This window comes from Azospirillum sp. UENF 111221, assembly GCF_058780625.1.
This window is the reverse complement of record NZ_JBSNCH010000002.1, coordinates 828172-843188: the sequence shown is the minus strand read 5'-3', so window position 1 is coordinate 843188 and position 15017 is coordinate 828172. Positions and strand designations below refer to the sequence as shown.

Here is a 15017-nt window from a genome sequence, read left to right as displayed (position 1 = left end):
CCCGTCCCGGCGGAGGGGCGACGCGACGCACAATCACAGCCGCCGTCCGGCTCATTTTTTCAGGCAAGGAATGCCGCATGGATAGACAGGATCTCCTCGACGCCGCGGGACGCTGGTGGGAAGACCAGGCAAAGCCCGCCTTCGTTCCGGGGAGAGCTATGTGCCCGTCACCGGCAAGGTGGTGGACGGTGACGATCTGCGGCATCTGATCGACGCGTCCCTGGACATGTGGCTGACCGAAGGGCGCTTCGCCGACGGTTTCCGCAAGCGGTTGGCCGAGCGTTTCGGGGTCAGGTACGCCAGCCTCACCTGTTCCGGCTCCGCCTCCAATCTGGTGGCGGTGAGCGCCCTCACCTCCCCGTCGCTGGGGGAGCGGCGGCTGGCGCCGGGCAGCGAGGTGATCACCGTGGCGGCCGGTTTCCCCACCACCGTCGCCCCGATCGTCCAGAACGGCTGCGTGCCGGTCTTCGTCGACGTCGATCTTGCCACCGCCAACATCACCCCCGACCGGGTCGAGGCGGCGCTGACCGACAGGACGCGGGCGATCGTCGTCGCCCACACGCTGGGCAATCCGTTCGACGCCGCGGCGCTCGCCGACATCGCCGAACGCCACAACCTGTTCCTGGTGGAGGATTGCTGCGACGCCTTCGGCGCCACGCTGAACGGCCAGGGGGTCGGCACCTTCGGAACGCTGGCCACCGTCAGCTTCTATCCGGCCCACCACATCACCACGGGCGAGGGCGGCGCCGTCTTCAGCAACCGCAAGGCCTACGAGCGGCTGGTGAACTCCTTCCGCGACTGGGGGCGCGACTGCTGGTGCCCGCCGGGCCGCGACAACACCTGCGGCCGCCGGTTCGACTGGACCTTCGACGGGCTGCCGCCGGGCTACGATCACAAATACGTCTACTCCCATCTCGGCTACAACGTGAAGATGACGGACATGCAGGCCGCCATCGGGTTGAGCCAGCTGGACAAGCTCGACGGCTTCGTCGTCCGCCGGCGGGAGAATTTCCGCTTCCTGCGCGACGGCATGACCGCCCTGGGGCTCGACCGCCATTTCGTGCTGCCCGAGGCCATCCCGGGGGCGGAGCCGAGCTGGTTCGGCTTCCTGCTGACGGTGCGCGACGGCGTGGCCCTGGACCGCGGCGTCCTGGTCCGCCGGCTGGAAGAGCGCAGGATCGGCACCCGCCTGCTGTTCGGCGGCAACCTGACCTGCCAGCCGGCCTTCCGCGGCGTGGACTATCGCACTGCCGGCGATCTCACGAACACCGACACCATCATGCGCCGCTCCTTCTGGCTGGGCGTCTGGCCGGGCCTGACCGAGCGGCACCTGTCCTATGTTCTCGACACCCTCAAGAGCATCGTTGCGGAGGAACTGCGATGAAGGCGGTCATTCTTGCCGGCGGGCTTGGATCGCGTCTCAGCGAGGAGACGGACCGCCTTCCCAAGCCGATGGTCCGCATCGGCCGCATGCCGATCCTCTGGCACATCATGAAGCTCTACAGCCATCACGGCATCAACGACTTCGTGATCTGCCTCGGCTACAAGGGCGAGGTCATCAAGCAGTTCTTCCTGGAAATGCGCAGCACCCTGTCGGACTTCACGATCGACATCGGGAACGGAGCCATCAGCTATCACGACAAGTCGCACGACGACTGGCGCGTGACGCTGATCGACACCGGGGATGCGACGATGACGGGCGGCCGCGTCAAGCGGATCGCCCCCTATCTCGACAACGAGACCTTCTGCCTGACCTATGGCGACGGCGTCGCCGACGTCGACATCCGGAAGGAGATCGCCTTCCATCACGAGCAGAAGCGTCTGGCCACGGTGACGGCGGTGGAGCCGCCGGGCCGTTTCGGCGCGCTTGAGCTGGCGGGCGACCGGGTGGCCTGCTTCTCGGAAAAGATCGACAACAGGAACGCCTATGTGAATGGCGGCTTCTTCGTGCTGGAACCGGGCTGCCTGGACTACATCGAGGGCGACACAACCGTCTGGGAGCAGGAGCCGCTGGAGCGTCTGACTGCCGCGGATCAGCTGGCCGCCTATCGGCACAAAGGCTTCTGGAGGCCGATGGACACCATCAACGACAAGCGCATCCTGGAGGAGCTGTGGGCGACGGGCAGCGCCCCCTGGAAGGTCTGGTCGTGATGACCCCGCAGGCGCACGGTTTCTGGCGGGGCCGGCGGGTCTTCCTGACCGGCCACACCGGGTTCAAGGGGGCATGGCTGTCGCTGATGCTGCGCCGGCTGGGCGCGGAGGTCACCGGCTATTCCCTGCCGCCCCACACCAACCCCAGCCTGTTCGAGCTGGCCGGCGTCGCCGACGGCATGACCTCCATCATCGGCGACATCCTGGACGCCTCCTCCCTCGCGCGCGCCATCGCCGATTGCCAGCCGGAAATCGTCCTGCATCTGGCGGCCCAGCCGATCGTCCGGCTGGCCTACACGGATCCGGCCGGCACCTATGCCACCAACGTCATGGGCACGCTGAACCTGCTGGAGGGTGCGCGCCGCGTTCCCTCGGTGCGATCCGTCGTGGTCGTGACCACCGACAAATGCTATTTGAACCGCGGCTGGGTCTGGGGATACCGCGAGAACGATCCGCTCGGCGGCAACGATCTCTACAGCAGCAGCAAGGCCTGCACCGAGATCCTGACGGCCTCCTTCCGCCAGTCCTTCTTCCCGCCCGAACGCCATGGCCAGCATGGCGTCGGCATCGCCACCGCCCGTGCCGGCAACGTGATCGGCGGCGGCGACTGGGCGCCCGACCGGCTGGTTCCCGACGCCATCCGCGCCTTCACCCGCGGCGACACGCTGCGGCTGCGCTATCCCGGCGCGATCCGCCCCTGGCAGCATGTGCTGGAGCCGCTGGAGGGCTATCTCCGGCTGGCGATGCGGCTGTGGCAGGACGGCGCCACCCATGCCGACGCCTGGAACTTCGCGCCGCTTCCCAGCGGGGAGCGCCCGGTGGGCTGGATGGCCGCCCGGCTGGCCGCCCTGTGGGGCGGTGGCCGGGTCGAGGTCGAGCAGGCGGACCACCCTCACGAGGACACCGTCCTACGGCTGGATGCGACCAAGGCTCGCGTGTCGCTCGGGTGGGAGCCGCTGCTCGACCTGAACGAGACGCTGGAGCAGACGGTGGCCTGGTACCGGGCGCAGGCCGGCGGCACCGACGCCGGCACCCTCACCCGCGACCAGATCGACGCCTATCTGGCCCGTGGCGCCGCCAAGGCAGAGGTGCTCCCGTGACGGAGACCGTCAGGCTGGACCTTCCCGGCGCCTTCGAGATCCGCCCGCCCGTGCACCGGGATCCGCGCGGGACCTTCCGCAAGATCATGCACCGCCCGACCTTCGAGCGGCACGGGCTGTCCACCGATTTCGCCGAGGAATATTTCACGGAATCGGCGGATCGGGTGCTGCGCGGCCTGCATTTCCAGCTGCCGCCGCACGATCATGTGAAGCTGGTCTATTGCGTGACCGGCACCGTGCTGGACGTTGCGGTCGACCTGCGCCGGGACTCCCCCACCTTCGGGCGCCACGTCATGGTGGAGCTGTCGGCGGACCTCGGCAACGGCGTCTATCTGCCGCCGGGACTGGCGCATGGGTTCTATGTGCGGCGGGGGCCGGCCATCCTGGTCTACAAGACCAGCACCGTCCATGCCGCGGCTGCGGACAGCGGCATCCGCTGGGACAGCGCCGGCATCGATTGGCCTGACACTGCCCCTATTCTGTCCGAACGTGACATCAATCTCCCGATGCTGGAGTCTTTCGAAAGTCCTTTCCATATCCGCTGACTGACATGTCTAGTATCGTTGCGACGAATTGCTTGTGTGAAGCCTCATCGATTTCAATCCAAGAAAGTACAGTTCAAGACAGTCCTGAAACTTGGAGTAAATCTTTCAGGCCCGCCTCAAGAGGGATTGCCGGTGTCCAGCCCGGTACGGAATTCCCTCCGCGCCATGGCTGCATTACCTCCCGAGTTCGGTAAGGGCGGGCTCCCCACTCTACGGAAATCGGTTGCGCGATGACTTTTTCAAAGAGGCTTACAATTTCACGCAACGGCAGACAGCGGCCCGATGATACGGTGTAGCACTCTTGTGCGCCGATTTTCCTGCTCAGCAAATGTGTCCCGGCTATTCGAAAGGCTTCGACCACGTCCTTGATATGAACAATATCGAGGAGTTGCTCTCCCGGTGACATGCGCAACGTTTCTTTATTTTCCACAGCGTTCCGCAGTAAATGAAACAATTTGGAGCGACTATCTCCGGGGCCGTAGGTGTCATATAATTTAAGCGTTGTTACGGAAAATCCGCGAGCGGAAACATAGTAAGAGATAATCGATTCAAGAGCCTGCTTGGTCGCGGCATAAAGGTTTACAGGCTCATATTGATCGCCATTGAAGTGCTGCCACGAGGTTCCGGTATTAACGAGACGCTGAACGCCCACATTGGCCATGGCTTCCATCAATCGGGTGCCGAACAATACATTGGAATTTATAAGGCTGATAATATCCTGGGGCTTATGTTCTGTTATGTAGAGAGAAGCAAGGTGGAAGACGATATCTGGCCGAACTGTTTCAAGAATTCCGGCTAATTCCTCACCTTCGCCATCCATATGCTGGGTGATGTAGGGAGGAAGGAGATGTGAGTTGCTGTCGGGACGGACCACAGCGTGTACGAGTGCTCCATGCGCGGCCAAATGGCTGGCAAGATGACGTCCAACAAAGCCGGTGGCCCCTGTCAGGAGAACGCGTAATTGATTGGACGGTGCTAACGTCATGGCACGCCTCTTTTGGAAATGATTTTACTCATAATCGGCATTGAGCGCCGCCGGCGACAGACCGGCCATCTGAGCGCCGCGCAAGGCGCAGTCGTCGGACCACAGATATTTCCATTGGGCAAAACGACCACCGAGCAGCAGGGGGCCTGACAGGGGGCGTGCACGCTCCCAGTCGACCACCGGGTCCAGATCGCCCTCCTCCCGCTCCAGCCCATAGCCGGACAGCCAGTCGAGGATGCTGTCCAGCGCCGCTTCGCGGGCATGGTCGAACAGCACGTTGGCGTAGGGCTGCGACACCAGCCTGGCCCGGATGCTGTCCCGGCCGGTGCCAGGCGCGATCAGCCCCATCGCCGTCAGTTCCTCCACCACGCGGTCGACCAGCGCCTGCCCTTCCAGCGGCAGCGGCCGGGTGGGGCCGGCATACACCTCTACCTGCAGGCCGCAACTGCCGGGCGGGGTGACCTCCGGCGACAGGTTGGTGGTCAGGGTGATGCGGGTGGACAGGCAGTCCTCGTCATAGACATACAGCCAGCTCTCTGGACGCGTGGGCGGATGGGGGACCAGCACATTGACCAGCGACAGGTCGGTGCGGACCAGCCGCCTTGCCGCCACCCGTATCTCGTCGCCGGCCTGCAGCGTCGCCTCGACGAAGCGGTCAAGCGGGATGGTGCTGACCAGCCGGCTATAGGGATGCACCGTTCCGTCGGCGGTGGTCACCTCCCGCCGCTCCAGATCGATCCGCTCGACGCGGGCGCCGTAGCGGATGTTCGCTCCCTCCGCCAGATGGGAGAAATAGCCGGCATAGCCGCCCGCCTGGGGATAGCGGATGCTGGTGATGTAGTGGGTGTCGTAGGGCAGGGGGCCTTCCGCTCCCCGTTCGATCTGCTCCAGGTCGGGATAGAAGATGCGGCGCCCGATCCAGGACACCGTCATCTCTTCCGGTTCGACCGTCCAGTATTTGCGGGTGTAGGCCGCCGCGAAGACCCGGCTGAATTCGGGGCCGAACGCCCGCTCCAGCCAGTCGCCGTAATGCGCCGGCTCCTTGGCCGGCAGGGCGCGGATCGCCTGGACCGACGACAGGCAGGCTTGCCGCAGGCCCGGCTCCATCTGGTAGAGGTGGCTCTGTGCCGGATGGGAGATCCAGCTGCCCCGGTAATGGTTGCTGATCAGGGCCTGGAAGCTGCGCTGCCGCCCGGCGCAGCCGACCTGCTGGAGATGGCGGACATAGGCATGTTTCGTGAAGGACACGTGGGGGCCGATGTCCCAGAAGGCGCCGTCCGCCTGTTCGGTCCGTACCAGCCCCAGGGGGCGCGTGCTTTCCTCAAGCACCAGGCAGCGGTCATGGCCCGCATGGTGGCTGAACGACAGGCCGGTCAGGCCCGCTCCCAGAACGACGATCATGACTGGACCACGCAAGAGCGGTGAGGATGGAGGGGAGAAACGGGGCCAGCCTGCCCCTGATCGGACTATATCGATAGTCCAGATGGAAATCAGCGAAGCCGTCCATCCTCCCAGCACCGGACGTTGCCTGACAGGCTTGACATAAAGGAAAATGTTCCTTTACTGTCCGTCCATCAACACCCGCAATGCGCCCACGCCGGTTCCCGCCGCCGTGGGCTTTTTCATGCCCGGACTCCGGAGGTGCCGCCGATGAACCCTGTTGTCATGATCCCCGACGCCTATGGGCACAAGACCGACATCCTGACGCCGCCCCCGCACCGGCAGGTCCATTCGCTGGCGCCGTCCACCGCCGTCACCATACCCGTTCCGGCCGGTGCCCGGGCCGTTCTGATGGCGGCGACCACCGATTACTGGGTCCAGTACGATGGGGATGCCGTCCTGCCGGCGGCGTCGATCACCGGAGGAAAGGCGCCGGAGTTCAACCCGATGGCCCGTTCGGTGGCCGGGCTGACGACGCTTTCCTTCGTCTCGGAAAAGGCCGGCTTCCTCAGCCTCGGATTCTATGGGTGACGCAATGAATGGACGATATTCCTATGCTCCGCAGCCCGATCTGAGCGGCCTCGCTCCCGCCGCCCACGGCCATGGGATGGAGGCGGTGGCCGGGCTGACCCCGGCGCTGAACGGCAAGGCCCCGCTGGCCTCTCCCTCCTTCACCGGTGCCGTCGCCTTGGCCTCCGGATCGGCCGCCGTTCCGGCCCTGACCTTCGCCGGCGACACCAACACCGGCCTGCACCGGCCCGCTGCCGACACGTTGGGCTTCGCGACCGGCGGGGTGCAGCGCACCACCCTGGACAGCGGCGGCGCCCTGGTTCAGGGCCATACCGCCGGGGTGGGCATCGGTGGAACCGGTGGGTCCTCACCGGTGATCCAGGCGCACGGGACATCCTGGTCGTCCGGGATCGGCGCCTGCCGCTGGGACGGCGCCAGCGTCTGGGGCGCGCAGCTTTCCATCGCCAAAAGCCGCGGGACCGCCGTCGGTACGCGCGGCATGGTCCAGAGCAACGACGAATGCGGCCGGGTGTGGTTCATGGCCGACGACGGCAGCGCGTTCCTTCCGGCCGCCGACATCCGGTGCTGGGTCGACGGCACGCCGGCGGCGGGCAGCGTGCCGGGCATGCTGGCCTTCGGGACCACCCCCGCCGGCGGCACCGTACCGGTGGAGCGGCTTCGCATCGGCAGTGACGGCACGGTGACGCACCGGTCCAACGCGACCGTCGTCATCGATGCCAACAGCCATCTCGGCCTGCGCAGCTACACGGTGGCGACGCTGCCGAGTGCCGCCGCGGTGGGGCGCCTGATCTGTGTCAGCAACGGCACTGCCAGCAAGAGGCTGGCGGTCAGCGACGGCACCGGCTGGCGGTGGCCGGACGGCGCCCTGGTTTCCTGATTCGATAGCTGACTGGGAGAGAACGATGCAGACGACGAAGCGTCCTTACGAATTCCTGGTGCGCTGGGACCAGCAGGGCAATCTGGCCGGTGCCCATGCCCAGTTCCGCTATATCACCACCGATGAAGCCGGGACGGTGATCGGCGAGTTCATCGGGCCGGCGGAACCGGTGGCGATTGCCGGGGCGAACGGCTTCCCCCTGGCCACCGTCCTGACGCAGGAGCAGATCGCCGCCTTTGCCGGCGCGGTGCCGGAGCCGGTGGACGGCGGCGGTCAGCCGCTCTGATCCCCGGCAGGGGAAGCCTACCGGACGATCAGGAAGATTCCGCCCAGGGTGGACAGCAGGGCCGGGTCGATGTCCCGGAAGGGGCTGTCCGTCGCAGCACGGAGACGCGGCAGGAATTCGGCGAAATAGTCCTGATCGACGGTGGCTTCCGGCAGGAAATCGACCGTGGCGAAGTCGATGGTGCGGAAGAGGGCCTCCATGACGTTCGGCCGCATCCGGTTGCCATGCTGGTACTTGGCATCCCCGCTCAACTCGTCGTAGCCGTCCTGGCTGAGCAGAAGGAATTCCAGCGGGCGGGCGAAATTGCGGTGGTCGCGGAAATCGACCCGATGCACACCCCGCCCCCCCGGCTTCATGCAGCGGGCCAGCGAAAGCAGCGCCGGCTTCATCGCATAGAAATGCTCGAACGCGGCGTGGGAGACCGTCAGGTCCGCCAGTTCGCCCCCCGTTCCGAGATCGGCGGCCGTCACATCCTCCAGCGAGAGCGGCACCGGCCGGATCAGTTCGGGATCGAACGCCTGGGCCGCCAGCGATCGCTCGACCGGTTGCGGATCGACCGGCCAGCCGCGCTTGCGCATCTCCTCGATCAGGACCGGCAGATACTTGTCGTGCCATCCCGCCCGCCAACTGGCCAGATAGCGGTCCACCACGCAAACCCGCGCGCCCAGGCATGCCATCGCCAGAACGCTGCCCATGTCCGGACCGGGGCCGATCTCCAGAACCAGGCGGTCGCGGAAACCGTTCAGTCCGCCCTGCACATGCGTCGCATAGAACTCGACGATGCTGAGGGCGTAGTTCACGCGCTCTGAAAAATAAACGGTCTCCGACGGCTCGACCGTATAGACGCGCCCGTTGGTGTTCGGGTCGCTGTTGTCGCTCGTGGAGAAATACAGGACGTCTCGCCAATGCGAATAGCGTCCGTTGCCCTTGGTCCGGATTTCGTCATGCGAGGCATGGCCGGGACCGAGCAGGCGGTCACCCTCCCGCAAGGCCAGGATCGAACGGGTGACGAAGCCGACATCGTCGGTCAGCGGAAAAAGACCTAAGTCTATCTGAACCGTCCATGCGGCTCCGCTTTCCTTCCGGAAAGGCGGAGACAGTATGACGGGAATGGAAATCTGCTCGTCACCGCCGAACATGGCAGCCCTTAACTCTGATTAATCTGCACTAGCTATTGAATAGCTCTGCCGGAAAGTCAATGAATTGCCATGACAAAAGATATGGCTTTCTTTGATTGCAGCCCATGCATGCGAACGGATGCCTTCCACGGCAGTTCTGCGAAGTGAATGAACCATCCCGGCATCGTCTCAATGGAAGCGCCAATGGCGTGGCATGATACCGCAGCGTGTGGATGCGGCCGGCTTGTGAGGCGGGCGCGAATGGCTTGTCGAAGTTGCTTTCGGCGTGCAAATGTTCAATCTGCATTGTCAGGCGGCCCGATGACGCCTTGCAAGCCAGACAGTACCATCATCAAGACCAGGTCCGGACTCCATGAGCTTCATCGCAGGATGCCTCCACACCTCTCCTTCAGTGGACAAGGCGGCGCGGTCGATTGTGTCCAGGGCCGCAGCCAAGGCGGAAGCACGGGGACTGCTGCGCTTCGGTTTCGAGGTGGGGCCGCGGATCAGCGTTGCCGTCGCGCAGCCCGCTGGACCGGACGAACCGTTCCAGCCCTTCGCCACCGGCGACGGACGATGCGGTCTCGTGCTGCTCGGCGGCCGTCCGGCCACGAACATCGGGCAGGCGTCCGGCGGCGCGTCGCACCTGGGCGAGCGGCTGCTTGAGCGGTACCGCACCGGGGGCGAGGCTGCCCTGGCCGGGCTGGCGGGCGATCATCTGTTTTGCCTGTGGGATGAAGACCGCGACCTCTGCATCGTGTCGCACGGCTTGGCGGGCACCCGGCCCCTGTTCGTCAGGATGAATGGCGCCGACATCGTGTTCGCGTCCGAGGCACGGCTGCTGTCGGACATGGATGGATGTCCGCTGTCTCCCGATGCGGCCCTGCAATTCCTGCTCGCCGGCATCGCCGCTCCCGGTCTGGACCGGAGCCGTCCGGACGACGGGGTGCGGCGCCTCGATCCGGGGATGACCTTGCGCTGCCAGGGCGGGGTTCTGTCCCTCTGGCTCTCCGATGCTCCGGCAGGAACGGGAGGCGGAAGCCTTCTGGACCGGCTCGCCGGCGTTTCCGGCTTCGGACCGGGCCGCAAGGTTCTGCTGCTGAGCGGCGGGCTGCACGCCGGCATCCTGGCGGCGGCGCTGGGCAAGGCCGCCGCGGGAGATGGGGCGCCGCCGGTCGCCTGGGCCTTCGGTTTCCCCGGATTGAACGAGTTTCCCCTCGCCGGTGCCATCGCCGACCGGTTCGGCCTGAAGCTGGAAACCTGCGAACTGTCGCCCGAAGCTGTTTTCGATGCGGTGGATGGCCGGCTGGCCGGCCATGGGCTGCCGGTCGACGATCTTCTGCTTTTCCTGCTGTGCGCCGGGATTGGGCATCTGGGCGATGGGCCCGGCCGTATCCTGGCGGGAATCGGCGGCCGTGCCCTGTTCGGTGAAGCGACCGTCGGGATGACCGCCGGGGCGATGCTCGACGCCGGTGCCTGCGCCGGGCTGGTGCGCGGAGCTGACGTCGTCGGAACCCTGCACCGGACCGGCCTGTCGATGCGCGGCTGGGACCCGACGGGTCCGCTGCCGGCTGCGGATGAAACCACCCGTCTTGCCGGAGGGACGGTTCCGCTGCTGGCCAGTGTGCTGGGGGAACGCGGTTGGGAGCTGGACGTGCCTTTCCTCGGCGGCGGCGAACTGGCCGGCTGGGCGGAAGCGCTGCGTCGCCAGGCCCGCGCCGATGGCATGCCGGTGCGGCGCCGGCTGCTGGCCGAAGTGCCGGCACCGCTCGCCGATGCGATGGGACAGCGGGAGCCGGGTGCGGAACTGGTGACGCCCGACATCCTGCTCGACGGTCAGCGCGACCGTGTTCTCGACCGTCTGGCCACCGCCCGTGGCGGCTCGCTCGCCGGCCTTCTCGATCTGGATGCCGCGGAGCGGCGGATCGCCGCCCATTATGACGGGACACCCGATCCGCTGCTGGTCTGGCGGCTGTTCCTTCTCGCCACCTGGTCCGCTTCGGCATAGAGCCGAAGCGGAACCGCCCCGGGTCCTCGGGGGTGTGGATGTTGTGCAGATCGATCATCACCGGCCGCTTCAGCATCGGAATCTCGCCGTTCCTCAGCCGCTCGATCTTGCCGGCGTCCTTGTCGGCGTCCTTGTCGGCGTCCTTGCCGGCGCAGGTGACCTGCACGCCGAATTCGGAAAAGCAGGCGGCGGAGACCAGGCCGATAGATGGGTCGGAAGGCTGATCCCCGTCCCGGGATCCGATCCCTTCACGCCTTTTCCTTTACAGGGCGATCCTTGCGAAGGGGGTGTCCAGCCGGTTGAAAGCCGGGCTGTAGAAGGGGTCGTCGAGCGCCTCTCCCCATGCCGCCAGGATTCTCTTCACGTCGTTCCGATGGGTGTCGAGGCCGGCCTGACCGGACAGGTAGCCGCGGGTCTTGGATTCCAGGTGGTACAGGCAGACCGCGGGGTCGTAGACCACCCGCCGTCCCTCACGCCGCACCGCCATGCAATAGACGATGTCGTTCCACTCGACCGGCCAGGACGGGTCGAATCCCTTCACGCTCTCGAAAACGGAGCGCCGGGTCACCATGCAGGCGCCGGTCACGGCGGCGGCGGACCGCAGAACGAGGTTGCGGCCGAGATAGCCGCCCTCGTTGCCGGGCATTCCGCGCCCGTCATGCACCGCCCCCTGCTGGTGGCTGGTGATCACGCCGGCATGCTGGATGCTGCCGTCGCCATAGAGCAGGCGGCCCCCCACCACCGCGACGTCGGGCAGTTCCAGCGTCGCGACCGCACGGGCCAGCCATCCGGTGTCGGTGGTGATGGTGTCGTCGTTGAGGAAGACCAGCACGTCGCCGCCGGCCTGCGCCGCGGCCAGATTGTTCATCATCGCCCAGTTGAAGGCGCCGCGATACGGCATGACGTCGACGCCGCGCTGAGCCTTCATGGCGGCGATCAGGGCGACGCTGTCGGGATCCTCGTTCTGGTGGTCGATCACCAGGATCTGCATCGTCCCCGCATAGGCCGTGCGCGTCCGCAGGAGCGAGTCCAGGCAGTTGCGCAGCAGGACCGGGGCGTTCCTGGTCGGGACGATGACGGTGACCGAAGGCAGGTTGGGTCGGCGGGGCACGATGTCGCAAGGCTCGACCAGCGTCTGGCCGGCCTCCCCGGTTTCGCTGACCACACGCGTCTGCCGCACCTCGGCCGCCAGCCCACGGCGTGCGGCCCATGCCTCGACCGCCCGCGGGTCGCCGGTCAGCAGCCGCGGCAAGCCGCCGGGGCCGCGCAGGTCGGCCGTCTGGTCCAGGCTGTAGAGCACGGACGGAACGTGCCGGATCGCCTCGGCCGGCACGCAGTCGCTCAAGCGCAGCATCAGGTCGTGCAGCCCCGACGGCGGCGTTCCGTCGGCAATGGCGAATGACCGCAACAGAGCGTCCGGCGTCACCAGGACGATCGGGCCGGCATAGTCGTAGGACAGCAGCATCGCCGGATCGAAGCCGGGCTTGAACACCGGCAGCACCTGCGCCGGCTTGCCGTTGCGGGCATCGGTCAGGACGTCGTGGTCGCTGTAGGCGACGGCGGCCGGATTGTCCGATGCCGGTTCCAGGGCGGCAAGAAAGGCGGCAAGGGCGTCGGACCGCAGCGGACCGGCGCTGCCGACCACCAGATGGGCGGCGGCACCGGCCAGGGCAGGGTGGCCGGCCAGCAGGCGCGGCAGCGTGGCCGGCGCCGCGACCACCGCCCGGCCGTCGGCCTCCAGCGGACGGATCAGCGCCCCGGCCTCGCTGCCCAGGTTGTTTTGGCCGAGGCCATCGGCGGCAAGCACGGTCAATGTCCAACGGCGGTGCGTCTGGTCGTCCAGCGAGGCGAGCAGGCTGCGCAGCGGTGCCGGCTCGAGCGCCGTCTCCAGCAGGATCACGTTGACGGTGAGGTCGGCCGCTGCGGCGGCCTCACCGTCCAGCAGGCGATGGCAGGCGAGCAGCCCTTGCGCCTTCAGGGCGCCATAGGCCGACAGCGGTGGACTGACGGCACGCAGGACATGCGGGATCTGCTGCTCGATGCTGGCGAGCATCTCCTTCATCGACTGGATGGCGGCCAGCACCCGGCCGAGATCGTCGAGGGCCGCCGGCAGGTTCGCCTTGACGTAGATGTCCGACCCGAAAGGCGCCTTGGAATGGGCGTCGCGCAGCCGCAGCATCGTCCCCCGGGCGACGAGGTCGGCATGGGCCGTCGGGATATCGAAGAGGAAGCCGTAGGTGCCGCCGCCGCCGACGCGCTCGCCCAGACCCGGAATGAAGTGCTCGCACCGCACCGCGCCGATGAAGCGGTCGCCGAGATGCAGTTCCAGCACCACGCGCTCCGAAAAGTCGCTGGCATTGGCGCACCAGCCGGAAACGCCGCCGGTTCCGTTGTGCGACGCTTCCCCGATCAGGCGGCGGGTCGGGGCGAGTTCGACGGCGGCCAGCCGCCCTTGCACGCCGGAACGTGCCAGCCAATCGGCGACGGCAGCCGGCAGCCCGCCGCGGAAGCCGTCGTCGCGCAGGATCGTCAGCAGCCAGAAGCGCCAGGAGCGGCTGGTGGCGATCGACTCCCGGGAGCTTTCCGACAGGGGCAGGCGGTCCAGCGCCCAGCGTGCCAGGGCATCGTCCGGAGCCGGGGCCAGGGCGACATGCGGCAGAACGGCATCGCCGGCCAGCCCGGCGATGATGCCGTTGAGAAACTCCTTGTGCAGCAGATAGCCGCCGAGGAACTCGGCCGGCGTGCAGCCGGTGGCGGCCGTGATTTCCTGAACGCTGTTCGGGTGGCGGCCAAGGAACAGGCGGTAGCCGTTGAAGGCGTCCTCGAGGCTGGTTTGCGCAGAGGCGTCCGGGCCCTGCGCCGGGAGCGGCTTGTTTCCAGCCGTGTTCAGGCCGCTGTCCATTCCCATATCCCTGTCTTGCTCCGCCGATCCGCCTTCATGCCGACGCCCTTCACGTCAACGCCGGGCGGGAAGGATGCGGACCTTCCATCCGGCCCCTGCTTACCAGAAACCGGCTCAGATGGTTTGCAGGATCGTGGAGAGGCGGCTGGCATAAAGCTCCTGCAGGACGGGCCGGGCGAAGCGGCCGCGGACGGAGGCGGCCCCGGCGGCGGCCCGCCGTTTGGTTTCGCTCCGGTTCTCCTTCACCCGCCGCATCGCCTCGGCGGCTTCATCGATATCCGGCTCGAACCAGCGGGCGCCCGGCGTGACGCCGATATACTCGTCGCTGTCGAGGTAGCATTCGCAGCCGCCGACCAGGAAGCCGGTCTCGTCCGTCATGTAGTCGAGATTGGCGGAATAGCGCGAGGCAATGACCGGCTTGCCCATCATCATCGCCTCCACCATGGTGTAGCCGAAGCCTTCGGCCCGGTGCAGCGAGACATAGGCGTCACAGGACCGCATCTCGGCCAGGGAGTCGGCGTATGACAGCTCGCGGTCACGCACGACGATGCGCGGATCGGTGCCGACCAGACGGTCGAGGTCCAGCTTGTGGGCGAGATCGGCGATGCTCCGGTTGGTCTGGCGGTAGCGGATGCGCAGGATGAGCCGCACCCCGCTTTCGGACGGAAAGGCTTTCCGGAAGGCGCGGACCACCGCGAGCGGATTCTTGCGCGTGTACCAACTGCGGGCATCGAAGCAGAAATAGAAGGTGAAGGGCTGATCCTCCGGCCGTTTTTCCGCGGAGACCTTCAGGACACGCTCGTCGACGCAGTTGGGCACGATGCGGATGGGACCGGAGAAATGCTGCCTCATGGTGTCGGCGCAGAAGGCCGACATGGTCCAGACCTCGTCCATCATGTCCAACGCCAGATGGGCCGAGCGGGGCAGCGCGCTGGTTTCCCACAGGAAGAAGCCGATGTTGTACGCGCCGGCGAAGCGCGCCAGTCCATGATTGATCATGTCGCCCGGCGCACCCAGCAGGCCGAAATGGATCAGGTTGATCGGGTAGAGTTCCTCGCCGGCATGGCGGTTGGG

The 15017-nt window shown here is 66.6% G+C and carries 13 protein-coding genes; 8 read left to right on the top strand and 5 right to left on the bottom strand.

Going from position 1 to position 15017, the window contains the following annotated elements; genetic code table 11:
* Window positions 1-115 precede the first annotated feature (115 nt).
* The 4 genes from rfbH to ACWPN3_RS08295 are packed head-to-tail and all read left to right on the top strand — an operon-like array spanning window position 116 to window position 3796.
* Entirely contained in the window at window positions 116-1384 is a 1269-nt protein-coding gene (gene rfbH, locus ACWPN3_RS08310; protein ID WP_492261232.1) for a lipopolysaccharide biosynthesis protein RfbH, read from the top strand.
* Window positions 1381-2151, top strand: coding sequence for a glucose-1-phosphate cytidylyltransferase (gene rfbF / locus ACWPN3_RS08305; protein ID WP_492243567.1), 771 nt, complete (start codon window positions 1381-1383; stop codon window positions 2149-2151). The genes rfbH and rfbF overlap by 4 nt, the downstream gene beginning before the upstream one ends.
* Window positions 2151-3251, top strand: coding sequence for a CDP-glucose 4,6-dehydratase (rfbG, locus tag ACWPN3_RS08300; RefSeq protein ID WP_492243672.1), 1101 nt, complete (start codon window positions 2151-2153; stop codon window positions 3249-3251). Before rfbF ends, rfbG begins: the two co-directional genes overlap by 1 nt.
* Window positions 3248-3796: a dTDP-4-dehydrorhamnose 3,5-epimerase family protein gene (locus ACWPN3_RS08295; RefSeq protein WP_492243568.1), complete on the top strand. Its 549-nt coding sequence runs from the start codon at window positions 3248-3250 to the stop codon at window positions 3794-3796. The genes rfbG and ACWPN3_RS08295 overlap by 4 nt, the downstream gene beginning before the upstream one ends.
* Window positions 3797-3869: 73 nt before the next feature.
* On the opposite strand, the gene ACWPN3_RS08290 is transcribed toward ACWPN3_RS08295, so the two are convergent.
* Window positions 3870-4781 (bottom strand): NAD-dependent epimerase/dehydratase family protein, encoded by a 912-nt coding sequence (locus tag ACWPN3_RS08290; protein ID WP_492243569.1) that lies wholly within the window; start codon window positions 4779-4781, stop codon window positions 3870-3872.
* A 24-nt stretch (window positions 4782-4805) separates the two neighbouring features.
* A complete protein-coding gene (locus ACWPN3_RS08285; protein ID WP_492243570.1) occupies window positions 4806-6182 on the bottom strand; it encodes a protoporphyrinogen/coproporphyrinogen oxidase in 1377 nt (458 codons plus the stop codon).
* Between the two features lie 249 nt (window positions 6183-6431).
* On the opposite strand from ACWPN3_RS08285, the gene ACWPN3_RS08280 reads away from it, so the two are divergent.
* The 3 genes from ACWPN3_RS08280 to ACWPN3_RS08270 are packed head-to-tail and all read left to right on the top strand — an operon-like array spanning window position 6432 to window position 7915.
* Entirely contained in the window at window positions 6432-6752 is a 321-nt protein-coding gene (locus tag ACWPN3_RS08280) for an NAD/NADP transhydrogenase alpha subunit-like protein (RefSeq protein ID WP_492243571.1), read from the top strand.
* Window positions 6745-7629, top strand: coding sequence for a hypothetical protein (locus ACWPN3_RS08275; RefSeq protein ID WP_492243572.1), 885 nt, complete (start codon window positions 6745-6747; stop codon window positions 7627-7629). Before ACWPN3_RS08280 ends, ACWPN3_RS08275 begins: the two co-directional genes overlap by 8 nt.
* Window positions 7630-7654: 25 nt before the next feature.
* Entirely contained in the window at window positions 7655-7915 is a 261-nt protein-coding gene (locus ACWPN3_RS08270; RefSeq protein ID WP_492243573.1) for a hypothetical protein, read from the top strand.
* Window positions 7916-7932: 17 nt separating this feature from the next.
* Here the strand turns inward: ACWPN3_RS08270 and ACWPN3_RS08265 are convergent, their stop codons facing one another.
* A complete protein-coding gene (locus tag ACWPN3_RS08265) occupies window positions 7933-9054 on the bottom strand; it encodes a class I SAM-dependent methyltransferase (RefSeq protein ID WP_492261231.1) in 1122 nt (373 codons plus the stop codon).
* Window positions 9055-9469: 415 nt separating this feature from the next.
* Here ACWPN3_RS08265 and ACWPN3_RS08260 point away from each other — a divergent pair, with 415 nt between their 5' ends.
* Window positions 9470-11041, top strand: a complete 1572-nt coding sequence (locus ACWPN3_RS08260; protein WP_492243575.1) for an asparagine synthetase B family protein — start codon at window positions 9470-9472, stop codon at window positions 11039-11041.
* A 262-nt stretch (window positions 11042-11303) separates the two neighbouring features.
* Here ACWPN3_RS08260 and ACWPN3_RS08255 read toward each other — a convergent pair whose 3' ends face one another.
* On the bottom strand, window positions 11304-13943 hold the full coding sequence (locus tag ACWPN3_RS08255; RefSeq protein WP_492243576.1) for a glycosyltransferase family 2 protein: 2640 nt from the start codon (window positions 13941-13943) through the stop codon (window positions 11304-11306).
* Window positions 13944-14057: 114 nt separating this feature from the next.
* On the bottom strand, window positions 14058-14795 hold the full coding sequence (locus ACWPN3_RS08250; RefSeq protein WP_492261251.1) for a glycosyltransferase family 4 protein: 738 nt from the start codon (window positions 14793-14795) through the stop codon (window positions 14058-14060).
* Window positions 14796-15017: the final 222 nt, after the last annotated feature.